The organism is Ensifer sp. 22460 (assembly GCF_052044935.1).
Classification (GTDB): Bacteria; Pseudomonadota; Alphaproteobacteria; order Rhizobiales; family Rhizobiaceae; genus Ensifer.
Genome location: NZ_JBQENZ010000043.1, coordinates 1 through 25586, shown reverse-complemented (window position 1 = coordinate 25586; position 25586 = coordinate 1). Strand labels below are relative to the sequence as shown.

Sequence of the window (25586 nt, the reverse complement as noted above, 5' to 3'; positions counted from 1 at the left end):
GTTGGTTCTCCATTGCGTGATTTATCGCTTCGCAGGCGGAGCAACGGATTTCCGCACGACGATTTCGACTGGCAGCAGCTCTTCGACGGGAGCTTGCTTGCCCTGCCAGTTTGTTTCGAGAAGAAGGGAAACGGCGCGCTCGCCGATCGCGCGGACCGGCTGGCGAATGGCGGTCATAGGCGGACCAAAAAGGTGGAGCGGGCCGACATCGTCGAAGCCGATGACCGAGACATCGTCCGGGATCGACACCCCCTGGTCATGGAAGACCTCGATCATCCCGATGGCGATCTCGTCCGAACTGGCGAAGATCGCCGTTGCCGGGCGACCTTCCTCGATGAAGCGCTTTGCCGCCTGCCGTCCGAAAGCCACGGTGTAGTCGCCGGCGTATTTTGAAAGCCGGAAATCCTCGCCAAACGCGCCGCACAGCGCCCGTACAAGGCCGTTGAGGCGCCGACGCGAACTGATCATCGCTTCCGGGCCGCCGACGAACAGCACATCCCTGTGCCCGAATTCGGCCAGATGCCGGCCTGCCAGATAGCCGCCCAGCTCGTTATCGCAGAACAGCTTCGGCGCCTGCGCACCCGGAACGTCTTCGTCGGCGATTATCACTTTGCCGGTTCTGTTTATCAGCGTGGCGAGTTGACCGTCATCCGGGTGGTTGGTGACGAAGATCAGGCCATCGACGTGATTGCGCTCGATCAGCTGGAGATAGGCGACCTCGCGACCGGCCCGGTTCAGTGTCGCGTAAAGGGAGACGGCAAGCCCCCGGGTATCCGCTTCTTCTTCGACCGCCGCCACGAGCGTCGCGAAGAACGGGTTGGCGATATCCGGAACGACAAGGCCGATCGTATCGGAACGACCGCGGCTGAGCCGGCGGGCATGCGGATTGGGCTGGTAATTGAGGTCGCGGATCGCATCCGAGATCCGCTTCTTTGTTTCGAAGGGCAGGTCGAGCGATCCGTTCAGCAGCCGCGACACCGTCGTCACTGAAACGCCGGCCGCCCGGGCTACATCCTTGAGGCTTGTGACGCGTTGTGTGGTCACCTTGGCTCCATCCCTTGCCGTTGTAAACCGATTTACTAAAGCGCTTTACAATAAGATTTCGACTTTCGTGTTCTGTCAAGATAATTTCTACTCCGGCGAGATATGTCCTGGCACGGTGTCGTTGTGAACGATCCCAGACAAAGGATGCGAGCGGACCGCCTGTTATGGAAGCAGCTCGGCCCTACCGACCATCGATCGTCTGATGCATTGGCGGCCTGCGCGTCCGCATCCTTTGTTCGAGGCCCGCTGGAGCGTCGCTCCTGTTTCCAAAGCTGGCGCTGAGCGCCGTGTTCCCGTTCTCTATCCCCGGAAATACCCTAGCGGCACATCTACGGTCCTTTCACCTGCATAGGGCCATCAACCGGGGCGTATGGTCAGCGTCCGCATTCGACCAAACCTAACTCCTCAGCATTGCCCATCCTGAACTCATCCATGATTTCGCGATCTGAATTGCGGAGATGACAGTCAGGCGGCGAATTTCATGCAAACGCGCGGCGAACNGTATCGTTCGCCGCAATCCTTGGTGACTATCAAGCGGCCCTTGGGCCGTTGCCGCGGTTCTCTTGAGGCGCCGTCACGTGCTCGAGCGTGACTGGCAGGTCGGCTTCAAGGCAAGCAGCGATGAACGCCTCCCGCGCGACGGCGACTGGAGTCGTCCGATGAAGGGCGCCTCGACAGGTCTTGACCGCGCGCTCGTAGCGCTGTCCACGACGAAGTGGCCACTCGTTTTCGAGGAAATCAAGAGCATCGGAGACAGATGAGAAGATGTGGCTCGTGCCGTTCTGGAATCGAACGGTGAGCGGCACGGACCATGGCATTTCCGCAATGAACATTGGTTCCTCCTTCACATACACATGGGGATGAAAAGAAGACAGGAAAAAATATTGGGTGCTCCGATTTCGGCGTCAAGCTGGGACCACGACAGCGGCAAAAAAATCTCTTACCAGGGGCCGAGCACCGGTGCGGGGACTGTCCTCTGAGGAGGCAAGTATCACATCTGTCTTCAACGAGTACGACGCGAACTGCTTCTTTGCGCCACCGGATGGTGTCTAAACCGTCCCGGTCGAGTTGACCCTGGAGCTGGTAATTCCGCGCACTCCCTACATCGCCGCTTACATGGTGACAGCGGACAGGATTCGCATTCTGCGCATCCTGCATGGCGCCCAGATCTGGCCCTTCGAGTTCGGCGCCGAGTGAATACGGCGAGCCATTTCTTTGGCGTTCGGCGGTTCGTACCCCTTCAAGGCGAGAGGTTAGGAAGTTTTTTCGGGCCCAAAGCCACAATCTCGCCTGGAAGATAAGAACGCAAAAAGCCCTTCCTCTTAGACGACAAGAGGAAGGGCCGGGCGTCTGAGCGTTCGACTTCACAGACATTTCATCTGTGGCTGACATACCCAAAATATCAAGGTCTTGACGGAAACATTAGCTAGCGAAGGCTTTTTTGGGCAGGGTTGTTTGCTGGTCCGTCATTGTCGCGATGACGGCGCTGAAAGGCGAGGGCATGCGCGGAGCGCCTTAGAACAAAAGGCGAGGTTGTATGGTGGGCCCGGCAGGACGCGAACCTGCAACCAGTCGGTCATGAGCCGACGGCTCAAACCATTGAGCTACAGGCTTCACCAGGACGTTTCTAAGCACAGAAAAAACCGATGAATCAGTCGCGTAGCGGATGCTTTGAAGAAGATTCTTGAAAATTGACGCACCAGTGCGGTTCATCGATAATCAAAGTGACCAAGGAAGGTTAGATCCCATGACCGCTGCGTTTACCGTGCGTGTAAAAGATGAAACCGCGAGTAAGCTAGATCAGCTCGCTGAGAAGCTGGATCGGTCCCGCTCTTATATGGCTGAAGCGGCCATCGAAGCTTTCGTTGAGCAGCAGGAATGGCAGCTTGCCGAGATTGAGGCCGGGTTGACCGAGGCCGACCGGGGTGAGTTCGCCACCGATGAAGATGTGGCGAAAGCCGTCAGGAAGTACGTCAAGTCTGCCCGCTAATCATGAGCCGGAAGTGTATTCGTTGGACGCTCCGGGCGTTGCGGCGACTTCTTGAAGGCAATCAGCAGCGGTATCAGTGGGAACTCGATACCCGCGAAAACGTCGGATTTTTACACAGACCACGTACTATCATCAGCTTGGAGCGCAGCACCTCCTTTCCGGTCGGCGAAGGCGGGGCTAGAAGCCCTCCTGCGGTGAGCCTTTTAGCCGGTCAAGCGCTCGCGAACGGGCTCGAGGCGAGGGATTTTGAGCCGGCTCTTTCAGGTGGCTAGAACCTGTGGAGCATCCAACCCGCTCCGGTGAGCCGTGCTCAAAGCGAACGGATCAGGCGGAAGATCTCACTCGGAACATCGGTCGTGATCTGGCGCACTTTCGCCCCCACGATCGTACGCAGGATGGGGTCATTGATGTCCCGACCTGGATTGACCGTCCAGGCGTCCGTCTCAATGCCGAGGTCGAGCAGCCGCGCAACGAGGGGAAAGCCCTGGTTTTCTGCGGCAACAATGGCGTCGAACCGGAGGTAGGCAAGACTCACGCCGGTGCTGCGCCGCTCGATGTGGCGCAGCAACCGCTCTGGGTCGCGCAGGTCTCGCTGGCGGGAAACCGCCAGCATCGGATCGTAGCCGAGCCGGGCTCCGGGAATGGCCGCGGCGAGACGGCGTGCATCATCCAGATGATGTGAACCGACGACGATTGCGTCCGCTAGCCCGGCGACGGCCGCTGCGGCATCGGTGACCGCCGAATCCGGAAGCCTGTGTCCTTCGAGCAGCTTGAGATCGAGCTGAAGGTTGGCCGATGGCGCTCTCGGTAGTCTTGGAAGCGGGGCCACGAGGTCGGCGAGCGACACGACCGGCGCATCGGGATCGGGGGCGCCTGCTGCGTCCCGGTGAAAAAGCCCCGCCATCGATGCGATCGGCGTGCGCGGAACGCGGCCGCGGCCGGTCGTCGATGGACCGAGCGTCGCATCGTGGAGAACGGCGAAGCGGCCATCGCCGGTACCGAGTATGTCTACCTCGAGGCTCGCGCCGAGCCGCCAGCCGAGGGCGAGATTCGACCGCTTGAAGGGCGCCTCGGCGAGATGTGTGCGCAGTTTGTGCCACTTGAGCCGGACAGAGCCATATGGACCCTCGACGGCCACCGGCGCGTTCGGCGTCTGGTTGCTCGTCTCAAACGCTGCCACTGGCGCGCCCTTCTCTTCTCCCCACCGAGAAATGGGGCGGCTGTCGCTCGATCGTGTCACGCCGGTGCACGAACATGCGCGCCCCCAATGAGCTTCTGTCGCGCCGTCTCGAACACAAGCGAGTTCTCGGGCAGGAAACCGATCTTTACTTGCTCGCCAGTCGAGTGCCCGGCGGACGAACCCTGTTCAAGCACGCGCACGGCGCCCATGCCGGTTTCGACGACATAGAGGATCTCGCGGCCCATCGGCTCGATCTGCACGATACGGCCGGCGAAGCCGGTATCACCGATTCTGAGGTGCTCCGCCCTCAGCCCGACTGTCAGCGCTCCGGACGCGCCCTCGACCGGAAATCTGGCGCCATTCACGGTGATCGTGCCGGCCTCAGCTTCGCCGGCAACGAGGTTGATGGGCGGCGAGCCGATGAAGCCGGCAACGAACAGGCTCGATGGCCTGAGATAGAGGTCGTCCGGCGTCCCGACCTGCTCGATCCGGCCGGCGCGCATGCAGATGATACGGTCGGCCATTGTCGTCGCCTCGATCTGATCATGCGTGACGAGGACGGTCGTCACGCCGAGTTGCGCGTGCAGCGACTTGATCTCGGTGCGCATCGAAAGGCGAAGCGAAGCGTCTAGATTGGAGAGCGGCTCGTCGAGGAGCAGCAACTGCGGCTCCTTCACGAGGGCGCGTGCAAGGGCGACGCGCTGCTGCTGGCCACCGGAAAGCTCGCTGGGACGACGGTCCAGCAGGTCGGCAACACGGACAAGGTCCGCGGCGGTATTCACCTTCGCGAGAGCTTCGTCGCGTGGCGTTTTCTTGAAGCGCAATGGAAACAGGATGTTGTCGCGCACGCTCATGTGCGGGTAGAGCGCGTAGGATTGAAAGACGATGCCGACATTCCGGTCGCGTGCCTCTACTTCGTTGACGATATGGCCGTCAAAGAGGAGCTCGCCGCCGCTCGGAAGATAGATACCGGCGAGCATGAACAGGCTCGTCGACTTGCCGCAGCCGGAGGGGCCGAGAAGTGCGACGAACTCGCCATCCTCAATGACGAGGTTCATATCGGGGATCACCTCGACGGCGCCGAAGCGCTTCACCACGTTACGGAACTCGATCTTCGCCATCTTCTCAGCCTTTCACGCCGCCGATCGACATCTGCATGAGATACCGCTGCGCGGCCATGTAGAGGATGAGACTCGGGACAAGGTAGAAAACTCCGACCGCAGAGACGACGCCGTAGTCCACTCCCATGACATCATCGCGCACCCAGTACATGTAGAGACTCATTGTCCAATTGCTGTTCCTGATCAGGAACGTGAACACGAAGATGTATTCTTCCCAGCCGCGGATGAAGGTGAACACTGCGATGGCGAGGATGCCGTTCCTGACCTGAGGCAGCACCACGCTCACGAATGCCTGCCGTCGCGACGCGCCGTCGGTCAGCGCGCTCATCTCGATGTCCCATGGGACTGCGTCGAAGAAGCCCTTCATGATGAAAATCGCAAAAGGCAGTTCGAAGGCGACAAGCACAAGTATCACGCCGGAAAGCGTGTCGAGCAGCCCGATCCAGTAGAGCATCAAAAACATGGGCACGATCAGCGTCAGCACCGGGAAAGCATGGAGCACCAGAAGCGAGCGCAGCATTGAGGAGCGGCCGGGGAACTGGAAGCGCGACAGGTAATAGGCTGCCAATGAGGCGACGGTGACGACGATGGCAGTCTGTGCGCCGGCGATCAGGATCGAGTTGCCGAAGGCATGCCAGACGTTGGGAAACTGGACCGCGCCTTTGACTTCGCCGATCCGCGACCTCACCACCGAGGCGAAGTCCGGCTCCCACAGGAAGATGAAATTGCCGAGGTGCAGGTCGGGGCCGACCAGCAGGGCAAAGGCGAAGATAGCGATCGCGGCGACTGCGGTAAGGCCGATCCATAACTGGCGCCGGCTTTGCGCGAGCGCGGCAGTGAGCCAGAAAGCGACGACGGTCGGAACGACCACGGCCATCGAGCGCCACAGAACCGCCGTCTCGGCAACGCCGGCCCTGGCCGAGAAGGCGATCGTGACGAGCCAGAAATAGGGGAGGATGATCGGCAGCGACACGGCGATCAGGAACGCGTAGAGGACGACCGCCTTGGCGCGCCGAACGCCACGCGCCCGCGCTGCCACTGCATCCCAATCGACTGGCGGTTCGGATGCCGCCGTGGACACCTCGGGGATCGCTTGCGCGGCCATCTCAATGCACCTCGATGCGCGGGCGCTGCAGCAGGCGCTCCATATCAAAGAAGCGCCAGCCGACGAGCGCGACGACGACGCCGATGACGATGAGAAAAAGTGCCAGCGCGGCTCCGTAGCCATATTGGCCGCTTTCGAAGGCGCGGCGGTACACGTAAAGTGCATAGACAGTCGTGTCGTAGAACGGACCGCCCTTGGTCAGGAGAAGGATGTATTCGAAGCTGACCAGCAGCGAAAGTGTCTGGTAGATCGTCACAAAGCTGATTGGCCAGCGCAGCGCCGGCAGGGTGATGAAGCGGATCTTTGCGACGGTCCCGGCGCCGTCCACTGCCGCGGCGTGGAACAGGTGCTCCGGGATCCCGCGGATCGCGGCGGTGAAGATGATCATGCCCATCGAAGCGCCGATGAACCCGTTCGAGATGATGATGAGCGCGATCGGCGCCGAGGTCAAAAGGTCAAGCGGCGCGTCGAGCCCGAACGCCTGCATCAGGACCTGGTTTACGAGGCCAGCTTCGGTGGGGCTCACCGCCCAGAGCCAGAGCAGGATGTAGAGGACTGACGGGCTCATCCGCGGCAGCAGCCACACGCCCCGGAAGAAGCTGCCGGATACATTCCTAATCGCCGTGGTGGTGATGGCGAGGATCAGGCCAAAGGTCACGTTGAAGATCGCGAGGGTGCCGAAGACGTAGATGAAGGTCAGCCCAATGACCTGCGACAACCGGCGATCAGTTCGAAGGACCTTCTCGTACTGCTCGGTAGTGAACTCGCTGATGCGGAGCGAGCGGCTGAGGTCGGTAAACGACACTACTATATCGATGATCACGGGGACGCCGAAGAAGAGGACCGTCAGGACGATCGCCGGGCCGAGAAAGATCACGAAGTTCGTGCGCCTGCGCGCCGCCGACCCCGCATGGCCGCGCCGCTCGATCGTGAGTTCATCTGCTATCGTCGTCATCGTTTGGCTCTTACGGCGGACCTCGCAGCCGCCGACCCGGGCGCGCCGGGTCAACGACTCGAGTCCGATCGGACTTATTTGACGATCACGTCCTCGAGGGTGGACGAAGCCTCCTCGATGACGAAATCGGCTGCTTTCTCAGCTGACAACCGCCCCGATTCTATGCCTTGAATTCCGGCATAGATGATGCCGTTGAGTTCGCCGAACTGCGAGTTGTTCGGCAGGAACTTGGTGATCTTGAGCAGGTCGGTTGCCCTGGCGAGCGGCCAGGCCTTGGCATAACGCGGGTCTTCGAGTTGTTCGGGTTTGATGCCGAGATGCGTCGTTGTGACCGCGTGATCGGTGTTGAGGTCGGCCGCCGAAGCGTGGCCAAGCAGGCGGGCGGCGAGTTCAGGCTCCTTCGTGTCGGCAGCGATCGCATAGACGATCGGATGCGTCAGACTGACCGGTGAACCGCCCTTCTGCGGTGCAGGCCCAGCGATCCAGCCCCAATCCGCGAAGAAGGCTTTTTCGTCCTGAGGCAGCCCGTAGGTCGGGAACCCGACGCTGCCGAGATCCCAGATGCCGTACATCCAGAATGCGGCGTTGCCGGTGTAGAATTCCTTGCGCAGCGCATCGAATTCCATCGCCGTGTTATTGGCCGGGATGACCCCTTCCTTCACCCCGCGTTCAAACCAGCCGAAGGCGGCAGCGAGCTTGTCGCGCTCCAGGAGCAGTTTGCCGGTTTCGGGATCGACGAAGCCGCTGCCGTAGGCCTGGAAGACCATGATGTAGTCCGGACCCTTGTTCGGCCGGTGAAGCACACCGTATTGCGCTTTTGTCTTGTCGACGACCTGCTTGGCGATCTCCAGTACCTCGTCCATCGTCAGGTCGCCCGACAACGCACGCTCCGGCATGGCGTCGACAAAGGCAGAGTCGTAGCCGGCCTCGCGCAGGAGCTTCTTGTTGTAGAAGAACATTCTCGCCTCGGCGTCCTGCGGAATTGCGTAGGTGCCGTCGGGACACTTCGCTGATGACCAGAGCGACGGAAAGATCGTGCCGAAGTGTTGAGGGTATTTGGAGATATAGTCGTCGAGCTTGAGAACGAAGCCATCTTCCTGGAAAGCGCAGATCCATTCGTGTGCGGCGATGAATATATCGGGGCCTTCACCGATGCCGAATACCTTGAGAAGCTGCAGTGCGTCGTCGTCGAAGCCCTTGGCGGGGCTCTCGCGCACAGCAACCTCAACGCGCTTGGGGGAGCCTTCGGCCTCGAGTTCCTTGTTCAGCCGCTCGGCAGCCTTGACCACATTGCCAGGGCGCAGCGGCCCCGAAGGATCCTGACGCGACCAGAGCTCGAGCTTCACAGTTTCTTGCGCGAAGAGTGGCGTCGCGGAAAGGAACGCCGCACTGCCGCCCGCTAATGCCGCGCAGAGAAGCGCAGCAGTTCCGATTTTCCAGTGATTCATCCTGATTTCCTCCCGTTCCGCGGCACGCTTTTCATCGTGTCGTCATTGTTGTTGCAATGCTGTGCAACCCGATTATGAATGCGCTTCGGAGAATGTCCAGCGGGGTCAAAGCAAGTGTCGGATACCAGAGACAGCAACCAGGGCCGCTTCGTGAGCGCCCAGGCAGTCGCCGAGCTTGCGGGTGTGTCCCGATCGGCGGTCTCGCGGGCATTCACCCCTGGCGCAAGCATCGCACCTGCAACGCGGGCGCGGGTGCGAGAGGCAGCTGCGGCGCTCGGATACCAGGTCAACGATCTCGCCCGCGGGCTTCTCGCCAATCGGAGCCGGCTGGTGGGACTCGTGACCTCCGACGCCGATACACCGTTCCGGGCCCAGATGATTTCGGCCCTCTCCTACGCCTTGATCGAGCGCTCCAACGTGCCGGCGATCATCAACATCGGGCCAACATCGGAGGATGTTGCGAATGCCAGCCGGCAGTTGCTGCGCTATCGGGCGGAGGCGACCATCTTCCTCTCTGGCTCGCCGCCGGCAAGTCTTGTCGAGCTCACGCGACGAAACGGACAGCCGCTGATATTGGTGAACAGGGCCGAGACTGGCCTCGACAGCGTCCATTGCGATGACAGGGACGGCGCGCAGCAGGCCTTTGAGGCCCTGCGCATGGCTGGAGCCTCCCGTTTCGCCGTGATCAACAGGGCGAATCCGAGCCCGAGCCTCTCCGCCCGCGAGCACGCCTTTGTTGAATTTGCCGCCGCTTCCAGATTCGAGACGAAGATCGTTCGGGTCGGCCGCGCCGACTATGGTGGCGGAAAAGAGGCGGCGCGACAGCTGCTGGCGAGCGGACCGGCGCCCGACGCGATTTTCTGCGTTAATGATCTCATGGCGTTCGGAACACTCGATCACATTCGCGGCGCGGGCCTGCGTGTACCCGACGACGTTTCCGTTATCGGCTTCGACGATGTGCCAGTCGCCGCGTGGTCCTCCTACCGTCTGACCACCCTGCGGCAAGATCCCCGGCGGATTGCCCGGGAGGTCGTATCAATTCTCGACCGGCGCCTCGCCGATCCCGATTTGCCGCCGATTTCCGTCTACTTCTCGGTCGAACTCGTCGTTCGCGAAACAGTCAGAGCGCGCTTGTAGAGAAGTCGCGCTGTTACCATGGAGGAGCATATCGAATGGCCTTCAGCTTCCTTGCCCGCAACGCGGGACGTACTCATGTCTGCGGCCACCGCGGCTACAGCCTTCATTATCCGGAGAACACACTGCCAGCATTCGAAGCAGCAAAGGCTGCAGGGGCGACCACGGTCGAGATCGACGTCGTGCTGACCGCAGACGGTGAGCCGATCATTCTGCACGACCTGACCGTCGACAGGACGACAGATGGACACGGCTTTGCGGCAGACCTCCGCCTCGAGCAGATCCGCAAATTGGATGCGGGGGTTCGGTTTCATCCCGCTTTCGCCGGAACGAAGATACCGACCTTGGCGGAGGCGCTCGATTGGGCGAAGGCGGACGACATGGGGCTTGTGCTCGAGATCAAGGAGGCAGAGCGGCCGGACATCGCTGTTGATTGCGTGGCAGCCTTGCTGAGATCGACGGGAACTGTCGACCGGGTCATTGTCATCAGCTTCGACCATGTGGTGCTGAAGCGCGCGGTCGAGCGCCATCCGGGCCTGCGGACCGAAGCCATTACGCATGCTCGCCACGCCGACCTAGTCGGGGTGTTGAAGGCGTGCAGCGCGAGTTCGGTCTCGATCGAGCTCGACATGTTCCGCCCCGACGGTGCGAAGGCGCTGCATGCAGAAGGCTTCAGCAACCGCGTACACGTGCCTCGCCCAGATGTTCTCGCCGAGTATTGGCGCGGCGGACGCGATCGGTTGCCGGAGCTCATGCAATGGATCGCCGACGGGCTCATCGACACGATCTCGGGTGATGACGTGCCCTTCATCGCCATGCTCGTCAGCCGCGCCGGTCGCTCCGGCTCAGCCTCCCCGAGGTGAGACGACACAGCAGCTCTCGGCGATGGTCGAAGGCGTGCATGGGATATAGTGAGCGAGGCGGACCACAGATTAGAAGTCTCGTGGGGGCGGGCAGGCTGGTGTTCGGAACTGGGTACAATCCAGTTGCGGCCGCGCTCTTTTCGGCGAAAATAGGTGCCGGTGCCCTTCTGAACGGCCAGCCGATGAATGCGGGGACCGTTCGAAACGCTCACACAAGAAGCTGCATGGGCAGCTCTGAATGAGGGCCGAGAGTCGATGAAGGCCGTCTTCGTACTGTTTGATTCGCTCAACCGACACGTGCTCGCCCCGTACGGCGGAAAGCGGGTGCCGACGCCCAATTTCACCCGCTTGGCCGAGCGCACCGCGATGTTCGACCGCCATTATGTCGGCAGCCTGCCCTGCATGCCGGCGCGCCGCGACCTGCAGACCGGACGGCTCGGCTTTCTCCACAGGAGTTGGGGGCCGCTCGAGCCGTTCGACAATTCCTTTCCCGAACTGCTGCACCGGGCCGGCTCCTACAGCCACCTCGTCACCGACCACTTCCATTATTTCGAGGACGGCGGTGCCACCTATCACACCCGATATGACAGCTACGACTTCGTCCGCGGTCAGGAGGGCGACCCGTGGAAGGCAATGGTGCAGCCACCATGGGAGCGCTTGCGCCAGATGTATCATGAGCGCCAATTCAGCCCGTCGGCCCGCGACAAGTTTCGGCGCAACATCGTGAACCGCGAGTTCATCAAGGACGAGAACGAGTTCCCATCGGTGCGCTGCTTCGCCGCCGGGTTGGAGTTCCTCGAGCGGAACCGAACCGCCGACCACTGGCTCCTGCAGATCGAGACGTTCGACCCGCATGAACCCTTTACCGCGCCCGAGCGGTTTCGCGAGGCATTCAGGACGGGCTGGAACGGTCCGGTTCGCGACTGGCCGCGCTACGGCCGGGTCGACGAGCTGCCGGAGGAATGCGAAGAACTCCGCGCCAACTACTACGCCGTCATCGCGCTTTGCGATTTCCTCATCGGACAGCTTCTCGACTATTTCGATGCGCACGATCTTTGGCGCGACACCGCGCTCGTTGTCACCACCGATCACGGCTTTCTTCTAGGGGAGCACGATTTCTGGGCGAAGAACCGGATGAATATGTATGAGGAGATCGTGCACATCCCGCTCTTCCTGCACGATCCGCGCCGGCCGGGAAGAGCCGGCACCCGCCGGTCCGCTCTGACCCAGACTATCGATCTCGCTCCGACATTCCTCGATCTGTTCGGCGTGGAGACCGTTGCCGAGATGCAGGGGCACTCCCTCCTGCCGCTGCTCGGCGCCGATCGTTCGCTGCGGCGCGGCGCACTGTTCGGCTATTTCGGCGGTGCGATCAACGTGACAGATGGACGCTATACCTATCATCGCTTCCCGCCCGATCCTCGCTCTCAGGAGCTTTATCAATACACGCTGATGCCGACTCACATCTGGGAGCCGTTCACGCCGGAGGAACTCGCGGGAGCCTCGCTGGCACAGCCGATGTCCTTCACGAAGGGAGCGCCGGTCCTCAAGATCCCGGTGATCGAGAGGTCGCCCATGTTCGACAACTACGGTCCCGGCGCGCTCCTTGAGAATGAAACCCGACTCTACGACCTCGCTGATGATCCAGGGCAGAATACGCCCCTTTGTTCCCCGGAGATCGAAAAAGCAATGACGCGTCTCATGCGGGATCTCATGCGCGCCAGTGATGCTCCGCGCGAGGCTTTCGCACGTATTGGGATCGAAGCTCAGTAACGTAAGGCGCTTGTCAGAACTGCCGTTCGCCCAATCCGATTCAACTTGGAACGCGTTGAGCTACTCATGGTCACGGTCTGTTTCGGCCAACTGCCCGGATCAGGGCCAGCACCTCCCCCATAAAGCAGGTCGAGCGCGGAGGTCGTCTCGTCGGAAGGCCGATCTCGGCGACCATGTCGAACATGGGGTGGAGACCGAAGTCGGCACGCTTTCAATATCGACCGACGTTTTTGGCCAACGCTGATGTCATACCGGGCTTGAAGAATCGTAGGCATTGCATTGATCACGAAGTACACTTCTCTCATTACGAAAGGAAAGACCTATGAGCATGCATGAAGCGGGTCTCGACCGGCGATTTGAACTTGCGAAATCAATCGCCGAGGAGGCGGGGGCGCTCGCGCTCGACTACTTCAACAAGCGCGATACCCTGGTGATCGAGACCAAGCGCGACCCGCAGGATGTCGTCTCGATTGCCGACCGAAACGTCGAGATACTGATCCGGGAGCGCGTCGCCGCGGAGCTTCCGGAGGATGGGTTCCTCGGCGAGGAATTCGGCCACATGGAGGGTGCTTCAGGCTATATCTGGGTTGTGGACCCGATTGACGGTACCGCGCCATTCGTCAACGGTATGTCGACGTGGTGTGTCTCGATCGCGGTTCTGCATGGCGGCATGCCGGTGATCGGCATGATCCATGCGCCGTGCGACGGCGAACTCTATGCGTCGGCCGCTGGCAAAGGCGCTAGCCTCAACGGAAAGAAATTGAACCTCGATCCGTCTCGTACCATCCAGAACGCCATCACCGGAATTGGCTGCAATACCTATGTAGAACCGGAGCGGGTTGGGCAGATCATCGCCGCGCTGCTCCGCATGGGCGGCAACTTCATCCGCAACGGCTCCGGCGCACTGATGCTCGCCTATGTCGCGGCGGGCCGTCTGGTCGGTTATTACGAGCCACATATGCACGCCTGGGACTGCATGGCTGGTTACTGCCTGGTGAAGGAAGCCGGCGGCGACTATCTGTCCTTCCCGGCCGAGGGCGAGGCTCTGTTGGAGGCCCACCCAGTGCTGGCCAGCAATCCGACGGCCTTTGCCGATCTGTTGGCAATCCATGGCCGTTGAGCCTGTCGCAATTAATTGCCTGACACTCAAGTTGTTGGTGAACAGGAGCTTCTGGCAGTTTTGAGGAGCATTAGCCCGTAAAGTTCTTTTCAGTTCGCTTTGCGCTCAAAAGGAGCGTGCCGCGAGGGGGGCAAGTGCTCGCCATTACACGACCGAGGGTCTTCCTCAATTTGTGTGGTGATTATTGTTGTTGAGCAGCAGCATGCGTGCTCTCGGGCCCTCCGGGCCTGCTCTGCTATACATCGCCCGTTTGATCGTCTTCAGTGGCAGATTCTCGTGAGCGCAACTATCTGGCTGAAGGATATCGGCGGTTTCGACGACAGCAGCACCGCGAATGAAAGCGTTGCGCCTATTTCCTGACACGGATCGAACGAGTCCTCACCACATCTCAAAAGGACACGGTGATTTGCGACGGGAATGGCGCGCGAACAGTTTTGGTGTAGTCGAGGTCCAAAGTAGCAGAGATGGACCCAACGCTATCGGGGCTTTGAGCAAAAATACGACCCCATGGGTCGATGGCTAGGGAGTGTTTCCAGCAGAGCTTTCTTCCCTGAGCGTGGGAGCCGGTTTGGCCGACGGCCAGAAGATAAGTCTGCGTTTCGATGCTGCGCGCGCGAAGCAAGACTTCCCAGTGGTCCCGGCCGGTTGCCTCAGTGAATGCTGCGGGCAGGACGATAACATTCACACCCTGATCTCTGAGCGCCCGAAAAAGTTCGGGAAAGCACAGGTCGTCGCAAATCGCACATCCAACGACTGCGACGCCAATCCTATAGGTCACGAGGTCGTTGCCGCGCGTAACGTAATCGGATTCCCGATAGCTCGTTCCGTTCGGCGTATCGACATCGAACAGATGTATCTTGCGGTAGCGGGTATTCTGTCGGCCATCCGGCCCACATACGAGCGTCGTGTTGTAGAAGTTGCTCCCATCCTTTTCGACGATTGACCCCGCATGAAGTGTGATGGCGTGTTTGGCGGCCAGTCTGTGAGAGAAACGCGTAGATTTCTCCCCCCGGAATCTGCTCGCCGCTCTCGCGCATCGCTTGTGGATCGGCGTTGAACTGCGGTTTGATTTCGCGCGGCAACGGGGATAGAGGCACATACGATTTTAGCTGCCGATGACGAGAGCATCGCGGCGATCCGATAAGGCAAATTGGGTACTTGAGTGGAGTGAACATGAGTGACCAGAGCGATGACTACCTTTACGACGAGGCGACCGGCGAATGGCGGCCGGCCTCGGAAATCGCCGCGGAAGCTGCGAAGGTCGCGGAGGTTCGCGATGCCTCCGGTAATCTTCTTGCCGACGGAGACTCCGTGGTCCTGATCAAAGACTTAAAGGTGAAGGGTGCCGGCCAAACCCTAAAGCAGGGCACAGTCATCAGGTCGATTCGGCTCACCGATAACCCGGAAGAGATCGATTGCCGCCACGACGCGATCAAGGGCTTGGTCCTGCGCACCGAGTTCGTTCGCAAGCGGTAACCAAGAACATCAGCGATGTTGTCGGGAAGTCGGACGGGCGGGGATCCGCGGGGACGTAGATGGTGTGGGCGACACGTTCCTCGATCCACTCTGACTGTCACGCCCCTGAGGGCGCCGCATCAGACGGCAAGGGCGGCCTCGTAATTCAACACGACGGATGAAAGAATGATCGCGCCCTAACAGGGCAACCGGGCGGCAAGGGGTGCGTCACGCAACTGTCACGCGCAAAGAACTTTAGAAGCTGCTAAGAAGTGGAAAGCCATGCCGGTGTTCGAGTACGAAGATGCGCCGATACCTCTTTCACATTCATCTTCTTGGGACAGTCAATCGCGACCACACCGGATCGTTTCATGCTAGCGACAGCCAGGCAGTGGCGCGCGGGAGATCGGTTGCGGACGGGATCGCAGAAGACGACAGGCACCGGAGCGTGATCGTAACAGTTGAAAGGGCAGGTGGTCCGGTTTTGGCGCGCGTAACTGCGACGAAGGCCATGCCCCCCTGGCAGTCTGCAAGCTCGAAGTTCGAGCACGCTTGGCGGGAACTGACCGGAGCCGCGTTTGTCAATGGGGATTAGGCGGCAGAAGGAACCGAGACGGTGCAGAACGCGCGACAGTCTCGGCGACTGCCAGGCGTAGTCCAGATTAGAAACCCAGCCTTGCACGTAGACAAGGTCGAAGAGGCCGTCGCCTATCACCTAGTAGGCGATGTTCTCGGGCTGCACACCGAGCTGCTTGCGCAGCGTATCGGCGCGACGCTGGTATTGTACGAGGGCGAGGTTGAACTGCCCCTTCGTTGCATAGACGCGCATCAGCGCGCGGTGTCCTCTCGCAGTGGATCGAGGCTGAGCAGGCGTTTTGCCGTGGGAACGAAGGCACCCGGCTCGTTTCCCACGATGTGGCGGGTGAAGCGTTGCGAGTGGTGCAAATATTCGAGTTAAAAAGTCTCGGAGGATGGGCGTGGCCTGTTCGCCTTACAGGCACGCCCGCCTAAGTGAGAGCTCCCGAAAATCGTTCCCCTTCAACAGAACATAGCTGCCCTTGGTGGCGGCCTCGTGCCAGCCATCCTTTTGCTCATGGCGATAATCTTCTCGGCCCCCATCTGCTTGGCGGAAAGCACACCCATCAGCCCGACGGCCCTGTCGCCCACGACGACCGCCGTCGAACCCGGCTGGACGCGTGCCGCATCTGCTGCATACCAGCCGGTACCAAGAACATCCGAGACGGCCAAGAGACTTGGAATAAGATCCTCGGACGGCATCTCCGGCGTTGCGACCAGAGTACCGTCAGCAAGTGGAATTCGAGCAAACGGCGCCTGCGCTCCGGACATGAACTCGCGCTGTTCGCAGGAGGATGGAAACCCGAAGCGGCAATGGGGGCATTATTGTCGGAGATGCAGAATGATCCCACGACAAAACTTGCCAGGCTTCACCGTCTTGACCTGGTCGCCGACTTCGACGACCACGCCGCAATATTCATGACCCATATGAGCCGGCCCGCCCATCGGCTGGAGCCCGCGGTAGGGCCAGAGATCGGAACCACAAACACAGGACGCCGCTAGCTTGATGATAGCGTCGGTGGGTTTGAGGATTTTCGGCTCCTGCGACCTCCTCACAACGGATGTCGCCTTTGCCGTGCAGGCCACGGCGCCGCATGGATGATCTCACGCTCGAAGCCGTCGATGATGAAGGCTAGCTTGATAACGGCCTCACCATAACCTGCGGTCTAGTTGAGCGGTGAGCATCGGTACAGCCGCGGCTCCCGGCGCGCCGAGACGAAACTGCTGTACGAGCCGTGCGAGGACAAAGGTGGTCGCAGCTGTGACAACAATCCTAAGCCATGGGTGAAGATCCCCTCGCGATGGAGGCGCATCTATCTCCTCCGTCTGCTCACGAATTGTCATCAGCCGAGCCTGCAGGTCGGCGACCGCACGGCGCAGCTCAGCGATCTCTTCCTCAGGGGGAAGAACGGCTTCTGCCAGCGATGGATCTTCAGCGGGACTGTCCTGCTCAAGTTCGTCCAGGTGTTCCCGCAAATGCGATGGGCTTTCAAATCCCCTGGCTTTGATATTTGTCATTGCGCTTTCTCTCCATCCGATGCCACTCGATCGTAATGAAACTCACGGGACAGACGGGAGTTCCCTTAAAGCCGCAACGGACAGACCAGGCGATCTAAAGACATCTTGTGAGGACTGCAAACGTGACAATGCAGGAGTGAGCAGCGCATGCGGCTATGAGCGCTGCTCATGAATGCGCCGGCAAAGAGCCGATGGACCATAGATGAATCCTCCTCTTTACCGCATGCGATTTTCTCCGGCTGGATGAACTCGCTGGTTCTGACGGCTGCGTGTTGCCGCCTGCTCGATCAGAACTACGACCGATAAGCCGGCAGATGTGCTCGATACCCATCGCGACTTTGGAAGCCTGATGCCGTTGCCCGGGGAGTTGCCAGTTGTCGGCTATAGACCTACACCTTTTTCGGCAGGTCGATCGTAACCCTAAAACCGGGATCGCCCTGCGAGAACGCGATATCGCGGCCATGGTAGCGAACGATCGTTCTTGCGATTGCGAGGCCCAGACCGACACCGCCGGTCTCGCGGTTTCGCGAAGCCTCAAGGCGAAAGAAGGGAGCGAAGACTTTCTCGTGCATCGCCTCCGGAATCCCCGGCCCCTTGTCCTCGACGACGATATCGACGGAGCGGTCGCCATTTTTCACTCGCCGCTGGACATCCACCCGGAGAACTCCGACCCACGAGAGGTCCTGGAACGTATGCGTTTTGTTATCGATCGGCCGAGCGGCCGTACGGCGTATCGCCTTCCGGCGACAAGGTTTCGAACGTTCATTGCCAGGTAGCCTTCACGCGGATTGTCTTGTTCTCACCGACGCCGCCTTGAAAGCCTTCCTAATTTCTCTCATCCGACGGTCAAGGGTATTATGACCGGCTTGCATAACGTCGATATCCAAGAGGTGGCCAATGACTGCCAGTTCTTTCATCAGGTCGCCAATAATCAGGTCTGGGGATCGAATGGTATTTTCGCCAACGGGTAAGCTCGTGCCAGCAATCACCGCGGCTTCTAATGCCTGATTAAGCTCCAGAGCGGCTCCCAAGAATTTTTTTCGACGCTCCACGATATCGCCGGCGGCAGCCGTGCCATCGCACGCTGCCGTCAAACGAACGGCTTTGTTTTGAAATTCACTCATGTGTCGCCCCCAGTTCCCATTCGTGTCTCTTAGCTAATGTAGCTGAACACGATCTTAAATCTCCGTAACAGAGGTCACGAGACTCTCAAACCGCAACCGAGGTCGGGCGCTGCGCGTCCCTAACGCCTTCGCTCATCGCGCTCGAGCGGCACCCAGTCCTCTCGGCTGTCCCCAAGTGGAAATTTAGACGAGCCGATTCCGCTACGCACGGGCACGCTCCACGACGGGCCCAACTGTCCATCTATACCCGCGACATCAAGGAAGCGGCGTCCATGGGGACTCAGATCTGCTCCGCGATGTGTTGATGCTCGTTGGCGGCCTTGATCCCCCTTGCCGTTGGTCAAACCCGCAACCAAACAGCGTCTCGTGCGGAACTCGCCGCAATAGCCGGTTGTATCGCGGCCGCGGGCGTCCAGCAAACCGCCTATTCACTCATCAGCCGTAGCTTTGTCACGTTCAACACCTCGACCGTGCGTGCGCTTTTGAGTCGAATGACCCCGATGGAGCGAAGCTTAGAAAAGCTCCGCGAGACCGTTTCGATCGTCATGCCAAGATAGTCGCCGATATCTGTTCTGGTCATTGAAAGGTCGAGTGTGCCGTCTGCACCTTGACGCTCGTAAAGGTCAACGAGGAAGACGGCCACTTTTTCGAGCGCGCTCTGCTTTCCAACGACCAGAAGATGTTCCTGCGCCCGCACCATGCTCTCCAGCGCCAGCGCCATTAATTCCGAAGAACTGCGGCCTTTTTCTTCGATGGGGACGGTTGTCAGACCCGTAGGTATGATGCTTTCTGCGAAGAAGCTGCGCATGGTCCGCGCTTCGAAGCCGAAGGTTTCTCCTGCAATGTGAAACGCAACCACCTGCCTGCGGCCGTCGGCGAGCAGGCGGAAGATCCGAACAGCTCCATACTCGATGCGATAGAGCGCGCCGGCCAGTTCGCCTTGGGCGTAGATTTCGGTTTCTGCTTCGTAGAATGAGATCGCGCGAGGCCGAGCGAACGAACGACCATCAGGGCCGGCGGCGGCGTTGAAGCTGAAGGAGGCGATGGCAGCGGTAGAAGTGTGCATATGACCGACCCTTTGTTGACGGTCAGATCATGACGAAGCATGGCCGCGTGCGAAATTCGTTCGTTCCACTACGCGTTACTACGTAGTGCGGCCAAGGCGGCGATTACATCAGAACCGGAGAGAGGCTTGTGAAGGACGAGAATGTTCTGGCGCGGCCTCACCCGGTCGATGTCTTCATCTGCAAGCAATACCACTCTCTTGCCGGCCGCCAACACCAAACACTCTTCGATGTCCATCGCCGGCAGAGATCCGTCAAGGACCAGGATTTCGGCGACGGAGCTTCGCTCTTTTGCTGCTATCCATGACCCGAACTGCTCGACCTGGTATCCATGCGCCTCCATCGCGAAGACCAGGGATCGGAGCAAGGCTTCGTCTTTCACAATCGTGACGACAGGGGGCGGGCTGGACACTGCGGTTCCGTGGGTTCGAGGCGCGATGGTTCCTCAAACTTCGCACAGACGGGCAGGCTGGGCTTTGTTCCAGATCAAGAGGATGCCGCGATTAGTCTGCGGCTTCTGCTGCGAGTGACATCCTTACAAGTTCTGGGAGGCTGCGGGCCTGCATCTTCGCCATGACGTTAGCCCGGTGAACTTCAACGGTGCGCGGGCTAATGTCTAGGGCAAACGCAATCGCCTTGTTCGGCTGTCCGGCGACGACCGCGGTCAGAACCTGACGCTCGCGGTCGCTTAGAGTGCTGATGCGCGCCCGAATGTCTTCACCACTTTCAATCGGCGACGATGCATCGCTCAGGCGCTCAGAGGCGCGTCGGATTGCATCAACAATGGTGTTGTCGTCGAAGGGCTTTTCAATGAAGTCGACGGCTCCTGCTTTCATCGCTTCCACGGCCATCGGCACATCCCCATGCCCAGTTATCATGATTGACGGGATCGTTGTCTTGAGGGCTGCCAGACGGCGAATTAGATCCAGTCCGCTAAGGTCGGGCATGCGCATGTCGGTAATGAGCACGGCCTGCCGCAGATTTGGAGCAACGGAAAGGAACGCAGTGGCGGACTCGTGCACTCGGACGCCCAATCCGTTCATCGTCAGCATAAAGGCAAGCGATTTCCTGACCGCCTCTTCGTCGTCGACAATATGCACGGTGAAGTCGTCAATCGGCATTTTCTTCCTCGTTGTATTGCGGCAGGGTAAAACGGAAGCATGCGCCACCCAAGCCCCCGGTGGACACGGTTAGGTCCCCACCATGCGCCTCGACAATACGCTTGGAGATCGACAAGCCAATGCCCATTCCTCCGGCTTTGGTCGTTGTGAACGGCTTAAACAAGTCAGCCGCAATTTCCTCAGGTATGCCAGGGCCGGAGTCTTCGACAGCTATCATCACCTCTGCAGGGCCCAAGCGCTGAATGGTGACCAAAAGTTCCTTCCTGGGCGAATTTTTCATCGCCTCTACGGCGTTGCGCATGAGGTTTGTCAGCACTTGCTGTATCTGTATTCGGTCGACCATGACTTGGTCGGCGCCGGATTCAAAGTCGAATACAGTGCGCACCCCTTTCTCGCGCGATCCGACCAGTGCAAGCGCGCCGGCCTCTTCGACCAGTTGCCGCAGATTGTGAGGTGACTTCTCGGTCTCGCCCTTTGTGACGAATTCCCGCAAATGTTTGATAATCTGCCCCGCACGTAGGCTCTGTTCTCCGGCTTCCTTGAGGGCATCGCGAATCTGGACGTCGCGCGGACTTTCGGCTGACTGAAGCAGCCGTCCGCAACCGTGGACATAGTTGGCTATAGCGGAGAGCGGCTGGTTCAATTCGTGGGCGAGCGTCGAGGCCATTTCGCCCATTTCGTTGAGGCGGGCCAGTCGCGCCAGCTCGGTCTGAACCTCTTGCAGGCGAGCGGCCGATTCTTCACGCTCGGTCAGGTCGCGTATAAAACCCGTGAAAAACCTTCGACTACCCGATCTCATCTCCCCGACTGCAAGTTTCATGGGAAAGGTCGATCCGTCCTTTCGTTGACCGACGACAACACGGTCGGTTCCGATAATTCGCTTCTCGCCCGTAGAGAGGTACCGCTCGAGATAGCCGTCGTGTTCCTTGCGATAGGGTTGCGGCATCAGCATCCGCAGGTTCTGGCCGATCACCTCATTTTCGGCATAGCCGAACTGCCTGACAGCCGCGGCGTTGAATGATACGATTGTTCCGTCCTGTTCGCTGACGATGGTGGCGTCGAGAACAGTGTCCAGGATCGACCGGAGGTGCGCCTCTCTTGTACTCAAGGCCTCGTCAACAGTTGTTAAGTCATGTTGAGCCCGACGGAGCGATTCTCCCAAGAAGGAAATTGCAACCCCCACGGCGGTGAACACGACCAATTCAGGTATTTGGATCCCGCCGGGAGTAAGTGACCTCAGATAGGCTGCTGAACCGATGGAGGCGATAACAGCAAGCATTCCTGGACCAATACCCCCGATAACGGCTGCAAGGAGAACGGGGGGTACGAAAAGAATGTAGATTGCCCGATCATCCAGAACACCCATGAGGAAATAACGAAGGAGAAAGGCAATCAGAACAGCGGTCGCGGCAAAGCCGTAACCTTGAGAGGCGGGCCAGTTGCAGCGGAGGACGAAATTCGAGATGGTGCGCGTGAAGCCGGGGTTACCAGTTGGCATCATGTCTAAACATTCTTCTACCTAGAATTGACATTTATCATGAAGGTCACACCTCTGCCACCCACTCAGCCGGGCCGTTTTGACGGCCAGGCACTTTATGACAGTTTGCGCTTCCGAGCTCGGACTTCATATTGTTGCGGGAAACCAGGGGCAAGCGAGCACGCAATTCTAGCAGGATACCTTTCGCTCGCACCGACGACCCAAGGGTGGCCGCAGATGGAAGTGTCCAGGTTTCAATCATTCCATAATTTGCGTTCGTTTTCTTAGACATCTGTCGAATAGATGGTTCGATATCGACGGTCATCAAAGAGGGTCGCTGAACCGGCGTTTGGCCCTGGACGGCGAGCGGGCACCACTGCGAAACTGACCGTCCGTTCGGGCTGCCAAGGCCCGCCTAGATATCTCCAGAGGTTCAGGCCTTCCACAATCACCGAGCGCGGTTTGAAATGGTGTGTCAGTTGTTGGTGCAAGGTGTCTGCGGCTGACCTCGAAACTCTGTTTTGGACGGTGATATGCGGCTGCCACCCCTGCATGTCCTGGCCACCCAACCATGGCATGAAAGCGGACCTAAGCTCTGCGTAAAGCTGCTCAAGTGCAAGGCTTTTGATCCTGAATGCGACACCCGCGCCGAGATGGCGAACACTGGCTACCTCCGCTCGGATCTGGCCACGCTTGGTGGCAGCAGACTGCAATTCTCCGACGATCCGCTCGAGGTGTTCACCCGGCAGCCGATGAAACATCGTCAGGTGAGCCCGAAGGAAGTTTCGATCCGACGGAAATGCGCCTTTCGAAGGCGATCGAAGGGTTCAAGGTCTGTCTCCGCGATCCGGGCGGTGAGGATGAGTGGTTTGCGGGTCTTCAAGCCAAAGTCCTGTCGATGCTGGGTGGGGGCAATGTGCCTTACGACGGCAGATGTGCAAGCGCAGGCTGCGTGTTCTTCACCAGACGCCGGCTAAGATCCGGATCGTCGTAGTCCCACCAGATAGGGCCATCTTCACCAAGCGCCGCCTTGGCATCGCCCATCCTCCGGCGCGTGCGCGACGCGTCGGTCGCTTTCATAGCAAGGTTCGCTGCACTGGCTCGATAACAGCGGGCGGCTCGAGTTCACCCCGCCTTGCCAACTCGGTCTGGGCGCTGAAACGGATATCGCTATCTCTATCGTGAAGAAATTCCGTGAGCGTCTCCGTACTAAGGCGATCCCAACTTTTTCCACGATCTGGCCCGGAGGGCACGCGCGGCAGGAGCCCCGGTTCGGCGCTCCACGCCAGCAACTGATCGAGCGATGTCGCGTTCAGCAGGTCGCGCAGATGATGGGCGGTGACATAGGCATCCGGCATGCCTCGATGGGCCGGCAGCCCTAACTCGTGAACGAGCCCTTCCGGCATACGCAGGTAGCGGAGCATCTGGTTGGAAAACCGCGGGAGCTCGGGCCAGACCCGTAGGGCGCACTTCCAGGTACAAATCCAGCGTGAGCCGCCGGTCAGGCGAGGCGTGCAGTACCGCTGCTCGGAGGCCGCACGATGTGCAGCAAGAGCGTCGATCCTGCCGGGCGGACGCAACACTCCTGGGGCGACATCTTTCCACTAGGGCGCGCCGGCGACTTGTTCGTCGAGAATGTGATGGATGGCCATCGTGTCGGGCGAAATCGGCCGTCCTGGATTGACCATCAGCGCGCCACGTTCATCGTTGACGGCCCAACGTCCATGGTCTTCAAGGACCACATCCTGCCACCCGATCTCGCAAACGTCGTTCGGTCCATTGCCGGCCGTTTCCAGATCGATGACGCGAACGCGGGATGTCGACACTGCTTTCTCTCGTCCTAGTGCGGTCGCCCCGTTTCTAGTGCGATCCGGCCGCCACGGGTTTCTCTCCGCCTGCTCATCGTGGGTTTTGTTTCGTCCCTTGAGGCCGATTCCGGTGATCGAGACAGTGGGATCTAACTATCTAGTGCAGCAAGGTATCGCCCGCCACTTCGAATGACGAGCGTTGAGCAAAGTCGAATTGCCATCCACCACGAGCCGCAGCGCGTTGTCCAAGGACTGAACCGTCAGGGGTTTGCGTTTCTCCTGATTGCCTTTCGCCGCGGTCAACATATGGCGGTTGGCATTGACGATGCCTCTTTCGCGCGCACGCGCGTTGACCAACTGTTCGAGCGGAATAAGGAGGTGTGGTTCGCCAAGATCGAAGTAAAGCGAAGGATCGTCCGGAAGCCGCGCGAGCGTGGCAGCGATATCCTGATCCAACTTAATCTCCACAACAGCCCCATCAGGCCGGAGAGTGGGATACTTGAGCGACATTTCGTCAGTTTTCATTGCGCACCTCTGGCAGGCTCGTGATGCTTGGCGCTACAGCGAACGGTACTCGTTTGCGATGGGTTTGAACGGATTGAACCGCGGGATGCCAATTGGCATAGGCGCCGCGCTACATTTGTTGCTCCGCGCCTATGTACGCACGCGCTGTCGGGCGCTACGGTAGATCAGATCCGACGATTGCGGTGGTTGGTTCGAGGCTGAACTCAACGCCGCACCCATGCTTTTTGCCTGCTGCTCGGTCAATCTAAACTGCAGTGACGACACATCCGTTCGCTCCGGGTCAACACTGAATTCGACCCTCAGGACGACGTCACCACTGCCGTCTGCGGTGACGGCTTCGGCCTTCCAATCGCTGACGGTTGATACTCGAAGATTTCCCCGTGCGTCCTTGCTCCACTCGTTCATGTGAACGCTGACCCCCTTTAGCGCGAAAGCTGCTGGCAGACCTCACGGAGCGCGCGCAGCTCTCGTTCCCGTTCCCGACCGCGCTACGCGAATTGGGTTCATACCAATTCAGGGTAATGACTAATCGTTTGCTTGGCATTAAAATTTGCAAACCGAATGACAATGAGAGCTTCGGCCCTTCAGCTGCTTTCTGGTCCCGGTGCTCATCTGCTCGCCATGTCATCCGTCCCCGCCTTTATCTCCGAATTAATCAGAGCCGCCAATGAGGTTGAGAAGCTGATACCGAACGAAATCGGCCGTCTTCTCGAACGATCTGTCGACACGATCCGCGATATGCGTGAGCAGGCCGGACGGTTTGGGAGTCGGCGCGCGCGGGACGTTCTGATCGAAGCCGGTCAGGAATGAGATGAAGCACCGTCTCGAGCCAGGATTCAAGCGCCAATTAACCGGCTCATACAGCCGATCGAACTTGGGGAGGTTGCTCAAGTATCAACCCGCGTTTGTCGGAAGGCCATTGAGGCCAAAAGCGAAATTTGACAACCTCAATTGCCATGAAGTCAGCGAAGCCAGGCATTAGAGCATTTCCCTTTCATGCTGGATCGTATCCGCATGAGTTGAAGTAGTTTCTGCATTCTTTTGGCGCGACGAGATGGACGAGCTTGCCAATCATGTCCCACAGACCAGACACGGTCCGCTCAGCCGCCTTCCTCAGATGTGCCTTGAGCTTGGAGAAGGCCTTTTCGATGGGGTTGAAGTCGGGACTGTAGGGCGGCAGGAACA

30 protein-coding genes, 1 tRNA gene and 2 pseudogenes are annotated in these 25586 nt (G+C 59.6%); 9 read left to right on the top strand and 24 right to left on the bottom strand.

What is annotated here, in order from left to right; translation table 11 throughout:
* Nucleotides 1-21: 21 nt before the first annotated feature.
* Nucleotides 22-1044 carry a LacI family DNA-binding transcriptional regulator gene (locus tag ACTJKM_RS33805; RefSeq protein ID WP_058329217.1) on the bottom strand — a complete coding sequence of 341 codons (1023 nt, stop codon included), beginning with the start codon at nt 1042-1044 and terminating at the stop codon, nt 22-24.
* Between the two features lie 530 nt (nt 1045-1574).
* A complete protein-coding gene (locus tag ACTJKM_RS33800; RefSeq protein WP_440639306.1) occupies nt 1575-1877 on the bottom strand; it encodes a DUF982 domain-containing protein in 303 nt (100 codons plus the stop codon).
* Between the two features lie 238 nt (nt 1878-2115).
* On the opposite strand from ACTJKM_RS33800, the pseudogene ACTJKM_RS33795 reads away from it, so the two are divergent.
* Nucleotides 2116-2241: pseudogene (locus ACTJKM_RS33795) on the top strand (type II toxin-antitoxin system mRNA interferase toxin, RelE/StbE family); the annotation flags it as partial.
* 341 nt (nt 2242-2582) lie between these two features.
* Here the strand turns inward: ACTJKM_RS33795 and ACTJKM_RS33790 are convergent.
* Nucleotides 2583-2657, bottom strand: a tRNA-Ile gene (locus ACTJKM_RS33790).
* 134 nt (nt 2658-2791) lie between these two features.
* Here ACTJKM_RS33790 and ACTJKM_RS33785 point away from each other — a divergent pair.
* Complete coding sequence (locus tag ACTJKM_RS33785) at nt 2792-3034, top strand: CopG family ribbon-helix-helix protein (RefSeq protein WP_440661792.1); 243 nt, start codon at nt 2792-2794, stop codon at nt 3032-3034.
* Between the two features lie 310 nt (nt 3035-3344).
* Here ACTJKM_RS33785 and ACTJKM_RS33780 read toward each other — a convergent pair whose 3' ends face one another.
* The 5 genes from ACTJKM_RS33780 to ACTJKM_RS33760 form a co-directional block, all read right to left on the bottom strand.
* Nucleotides 3345-4214, bottom strand: a complete 870-nt coding sequence (locus tag ACTJKM_RS33780) for a glycerophosphodiester phosphodiesterase (protein ID WP_440639310.1) — start codon at nt 4212-4214, stop codon at nt 3345-3347.
* 56 nt (nt 4215-4270) lie between these two features.
* The gene (locus ACTJKM_RS33775; RefSeq protein WP_058329221.1) at nt 4271-5335 is read right to left on the bottom strand and encodes an ABC transporter ATP-binding protein; all 1065 of its coding nucleotides are present in this window, start codon (nt 5333-5335) and stop codon (nt 4271-4273) included.
* A 4-nt stretch (nt 5336-5339) separates the two neighbouring features.
* Nucleotides 5340-6440 (bottom strand): carbohydrate ABC transporter permease, encoded by a 1101-nt coding sequence (locus ACTJKM_RS33770; protein ID WP_058329222.1) that lies wholly within the window; start codon nt 6438-6440, stop codon nt 5340-5342.
* Nucleotide 6441: 1 nt separating this feature from the next.
* Nucleotides 6442-7395: a carbohydrate ABC transporter permease gene (locus tag ACTJKM_RS33765; protein WP_440639313.1), complete on the bottom strand. Its 954-nt coding sequence runs from the start codon at nt 7393-7395 to the stop codon at nt 6442-6444.
* Nucleotides 7396-7469: 74 nt separating this feature from the next.
* The gene (locus ACTJKM_RS33760) at nt 7470-8843 is read right to left on the bottom strand and encodes an ABC transporter substrate-binding protein (RefSeq protein WP_065375125.1); all 1374 of its coding nucleotides are present in this window, start codon (nt 8841-8843) and stop codon (nt 7470-7472) included.
* Between the two features lie 114 nt (nt 8844-8957).
* Here ACTJKM_RS33760 and ACTJKM_RS33755 point away from each other — a divergent pair, with 114 nt between their 5' ends.
* From ACTJKM_RS33755 to ACTJKM_RS33740, 4 genes are all read left to right on the top strand, one after another.
* Nucleotides 8958-9980 (top strand): LacI family DNA-binding transcriptional regulator, encoded by a 1023-nt coding sequence (locus tag ACTJKM_RS33755; protein WP_440661791.1) that lies wholly within the window; start codon nt 8958-8960, stop codon nt 9978-9980.
* A gap of 35 nt (nt 9981-10015) precedes the next feature.
* Nucleotides 10016-10840: a glycerophosphodiester phosphodiesterase gene (locus ACTJKM_RS33750; protein WP_440661789.1), complete on the top strand. Its 825-nt coding sequence runs from the start codon at nt 10016-10018 to the stop codon at nt 10838-10840.
* A 255-nt stretch (nt 10841-11095) separates the two neighbouring features.
* Nucleotides 11096-12613 (top strand): sulfatase-like hydrolase/transferase, encoded by a 1518-nt coding sequence (locus ACTJKM_RS33745; RefSeq protein ID WP_440661787.1) that lies wholly within the window; start codon nt 11096-11098, stop codon nt 12611-12613.
* Between the two features lie 322 nt (nt 12614-12935).
* Nucleotides 12936-13733 (top strand): inositol monophosphatase family protein, encoded by a 798-nt coding sequence (locus tag ACTJKM_RS33740; RefSeq protein ID WP_440661785.1) that lies wholly within the window; start codon nt 12936-12938, stop codon nt 13731-13733.
* A 388-nt stretch (nt 13734-14121) separates the two neighbouring features.
* On the opposite strand, the gene ACTJKM_RS33735 is transcribed toward ACTJKM_RS33740, so the two are convergent.
* Nucleotides 14122-14832, bottom strand: a complete 711-nt coding sequence (locus ACTJKM_RS33735; RefSeq protein ID WP_245296257.1) for a nitrilase-related carbon-nitrogen hydrolase — start codon at nt 14830-14832, stop codon at nt 14122-14124.
* Nucleotides 14833-14906: 74 nt separating this feature from the next.
* Here ACTJKM_RS33735 and ACTJKM_RS33730 point away from each other — a divergent pair, with 74 nt between their 5' ends.
* Entirely contained in the window at nt 14907-15209 is a 303-nt protein-coding gene (locus ACTJKM_RS33730) for an alkylphosphonate utilization protein (RefSeq protein WP_440661783.1), read from the top strand.
* Nucleotides 15210-15492: 283 nt separating this feature from the next.
* Complete coding sequence (locus ACTJKM_RS33725) at nt 15493-15783, top strand: DUF6894 family protein (protein WP_058330216.1); 291 nt, start codon at nt 15493-15495, stop codon at nt 15781-15783.
* A gap of 120 nt (nt 15784-15903) precedes the next feature.
* Here ACTJKM_RS33725 and ACTJKM_RS33720 read toward each other — a convergent pair whose 3' ends face one another.
* The 14 genes and pseudogenes from ACTJKM_RS33720 to ACTJKM_RS33655 form a co-directional block, all read right to left on the bottom strand.
* A complete protein-coding gene (locus ACTJKM_RS33720; RefSeq protein ID WP_280938130.1) occupies nt 15904-16017 on the bottom strand; it encodes a BTAD domain-containing putative transcriptional regulator in 114 nt (37 codons plus the stop codon).
* A 257-nt stretch (nt 16018-16274) separates the two neighbouring features.
* Nucleotides 16275-16860 (bottom strand): annotated as a pseudogene (locus tag ACTJKM_RS33715) (alcohol dehydrogenase catalytic domain-containing protein); the annotation flags it as partial.
* Between the two features lie 53 nt (nt 16861-16913).
* Nucleotides 16914-17282, bottom strand: a complete 369-nt coding sequence (locus tag ACTJKM_RS33710; protein WP_058330217.1) for a hypothetical protein — start codon at nt 17280-17282, stop codon at nt 16914-16916.
* Nucleotides 17283-17671: 389 nt separating this feature from the next.
* Entirely contained in the window at nt 17672-17938 is a 267-nt protein-coding gene (locus ACTJKM_RS33705) for an ATP-binding protein (RefSeq protein WP_440661781.1), read from the bottom strand.
* A 123-nt stretch (nt 17939-18061) separates the two neighbouring features.
* Nucleotides 18062-18406, bottom strand: coding sequence for a hypothetical protein (locus tag ACTJKM_RS33700; RefSeq protein WP_058330219.1), 345 nt, complete (start codon nt 18404-18406; stop codon nt 18062-18064).
* Nucleotides 18407-18830: 424 nt separating this feature from the next.
* Nucleotides 18831-19472: a helix-turn-helix domain-containing protein gene (locus ACTJKM_RS33695; RefSeq protein WP_058330220.1), complete on the bottom strand. Its 642-nt coding sequence runs from the start codon at nt 19470-19472 to the stop codon at nt 18831-18833.
* Nucleotides 19473-19540: 68 nt separating this feature from the next.
* Complete coding sequence (locus ACTJKM_RS33690) at nt 19541-19882, bottom strand: hypothetical protein (RefSeq protein ID WP_058330221.1); 342 nt, start codon at nt 19880-19882, stop codon at nt 19541-19543.
* Nucleotides 19883-19973: 91 nt separating this feature from the next.
* Nucleotides 19974-20585, bottom strand: coding sequence for a response regulator FixJ (gene fixJ, locus ACTJKM_RS33685; protein WP_058330225.1), 612 nt, complete (start codon nt 20583-20585; stop codon nt 19974-19976).
* Nucleotides 20581-22089, bottom strand: a complete 1509-nt coding sequence (locus ACTJKM_RS33680) for a PAS domain-containing sensor histidine kinase (RefSeq protein ID WP_113515377.1) — start codon at nt 22087-22089, stop codon at nt 20581-20583. Before ACTJKM_RS33680 ends, fixJ begins: the two co-directional genes overlap by 5 nt.
* Before the next feature lie 263 nt (nt 22090-22352).
* Entirely contained in the window at nt 22353-22829 is a 477-nt protein-coding gene (locus ACTJKM_RS33675; RefSeq protein WP_058330223.1) for a 2'-5' RNA ligase family protein, read from the bottom strand.
* 160 nt (nt 22830-22989) lie between these two features.
* Nucleotides 22990-23148 carry a hypothetical protein gene (locus tag ACTJKM_RS33670; protein ID WP_197423559.1) on the bottom strand — a complete coding sequence of 53 codons (159 nt, stop codon included), beginning with the start codon at nt 23146-23148 and terminating at the stop codon, nt 22990-22992.
* Nucleotides 23145-23492, bottom strand: coding sequence for a hypothetical protein (locus tag ACTJKM_RS33665; protein WP_245296320.1), 348 nt, complete (start codon nt 23490-23492; stop codon nt 23145-23147). The genes ACTJKM_RS33670 and ACTJKM_RS33665 overlap by 4 nt, the downstream gene beginning before the upstream one ends.
* Nucleotides 23493-23672: 180 nt before the next feature.
* Complete coding sequence (locus ACTJKM_RS33660) at nt 23673-23894, bottom strand: 3'-5' exonuclease (RefSeq protein WP_245296321.1); 222 nt, start codon at nt 23892-23894, stop codon at nt 23673-23675.
* 135 nt (nt 23895-24029) lie between these two features.
* Nucleotides 24030-24401 (bottom strand): hypothetical protein, encoded by a 372-nt coding sequence (locus ACTJKM_RS33655; protein ID WP_156437238.1) that lies wholly within the window; start codon nt 24399-24401, stop codon nt 24030-24032.
* Between the two features lie 567 nt (nt 24402-24968).
* On the opposite strand from ACTJKM_RS33655, the gene ACTJKM_RS33650 reads away from it, so the two are divergent.
* On the top strand, nt 24969-25211 hold the full coding sequence (locus ACTJKM_RS33650; protein ID WP_245296322.1) for a hydroxymethylpyrimidine/phosphomethylpyrimidine kinase: 243 nt from the start codon (nt 24969-24971) through the stop codon (nt 25209-25211).
* A gap of 184 nt (nt 25212-25395) precedes the next feature.
* Here the strand turns inward: ACTJKM_RS33650 and ACTJKM_RS33645 are convergent.
* On the bottom strand, nt 25396-25586 hold a 191-nt coding region (locus ACTJKM_RS33645; RefSeq protein WP_440659925.1), incomplete at its 5' end, for a transposase.

Excerpts from the sequence above, each read along its gene's own strand:
- ACTJKM_RS33800 (WP_440639306.1), bottom strand. The coding sequence starts at position 1,877 with ATGTTCATTGCGGAAATGCCATGGTCCGTGCCGCTCACCGTTCGATTC.
- ACTJKM_RS33785 (WP_440661792.1), top strand. The coding sequence starts at position 2,792 with ATGACCGCTGCGTTTACCGTGCGTGTAAAAGATGAAACCGCGAGTAAG.
- ACTJKM_RS33775 (WP_058329221.1), bottom strand. The coding sequence starts at position 5,335 with ATGGCGAAGATCGAGTTCCGTAACGTGGTGAAGCGCTTCGGCGCCGTC.
- ACTJKM_RS33770 (WP_058329222.1), bottom strand. The coding sequence starts at position 6,440 with ATGGCCGCGCAAGCGATCCCCGAGGTGTCCACGGCGGCATCCGAACCG.
- ACTJKM_RS33765 (WP_440639313.1), bottom strand. The coding sequence starts at position 7,395 with ATGACGACGATAGCAGATGAACTCACGATCGAGCGGCGCGGCCATGCG.
- ACTJKM_RS33760 (WP_065375125.1), bottom strand. The coding sequence starts at position 8,843 with ATGAATCACTGGAAAATCGGAACTGCTGCGCTTCTCTGCGCGGCATTA.
- ACTJKM_RS33750 (WP_440661789.1), top strand. The coding sequence starts at position 10,016 with ATGGCCTTCAGCTTCCTTGCCCGCAACGCGGGACGTACTCATGTCTGC.
- ACTJKM_RS33745 (WP_440661787.1), top strand. The coding sequence starts at position 11,096 with ATGAAGGCCGTCTTCGTACTGTTTGATTCGCTCAACCGACACGTGCTC.
- ACTJKM_RS33740 (WP_440661785.1), top strand. The coding sequence starts at position 12,936 with ATGAGCATGCATGAAGCGGGTCTCGACCGGCGATTTGAACTTGCGAAA.
- ACTJKM_RS33735 (WP_245296257.1), bottom strand. The coding sequence starts at position 14,832 with ATGTGCCTCTATCCCCGTTGCCGCGCGAAATCAAACCGCAGTTCAACG.
- ACTJKM_RS33730 (WP_440661783.1), top strand. The coding sequence starts at position 14,907 with ATGAGTGACCAGAGCGATGACTACCTTTACGACGAGGCGACCGGCGAA.
- ACTJKM_RS33725 (WP_058330216.1), top strand. The coding sequence starts at position 15,493 with ATGCGCCGATACCTCTTTCACATTCATCTTCTTGGGACAGTCAATCGC.
- ACTJKM_RS33720 (WP_280938130.1), bottom strand. The coding sequence starts at position 16,017 with ATGCGCGTCTATGCAACGAAGGGGCAGTTCAACCTCGCCCTCGTACAA.
- ACTJKM_RS33710 (WP_058330217.1), bottom strand. The coding sequence starts at position 17,282 with ATGACAAATATCAAAGCCAGGGGATTTGAAAGCCCATCGCATTTGCGG.
- ACTJKM_RS33700 (WP_058330219.1), bottom strand. The coding sequence starts at position 18,406 with ATGAGTGAATTTCAAAACAAAGCCGTTCGTTTGACGGCAGCGTGCGAT.
- ACTJKM_RS33695 (WP_058330220.1), bottom strand. The coding sequence starts at position 19,472 with ATGCACACTTCTACCGCTGCCATCGCCTCCTTCAGCTTCAACGCCGCC.
- ACTJKM_RS33680 (WP_113515377.1), bottom strand. The coding sequence starts at position 22,089 with ATGCCAACTGGTAACCCCGGCTTCACGCGCACCATCTCGAATTTCGTC.
- ACTJKM_RS33675 (WP_058330223.1), bottom strand. The coding sequence starts at position 22,829 with ATGTTTCATCGGCTGCCGGGTGAACACCTCGAGCGGATCGTCGGAGAA.
- ACTJKM_RS33670 (WP_197423559.1), bottom strand. The coding sequence starts at position 23,148 with ATGAAAGCGACCGACGCGTCGCGCACGCGCCGGAGGATGGGCGATGCC.
- ACTJKM_RS33665 (WP_245296320.1), bottom strand. The coding sequence starts at position 23,492 with ATGCTCCGCTACCTGCGTATGCCGGAAGGGCTCGTTCACGAGTTAGGG.
- ACTJKM_RS33655 (WP_156437238.1), bottom strand. The coding sequence starts at position 24,401 with ATGAAAACTGACGAAATGTCGCTCAAGTATCCCACTCTCCGGCCTGAT.
- ACTJKM_RS33650 (WP_245296322.1), top strand. The coding sequence starts at position 24,969 with ATGAGAGCTTCGGCCCTTCAGCTGCTTTCTGGTCCCGGTGCTCATCTG.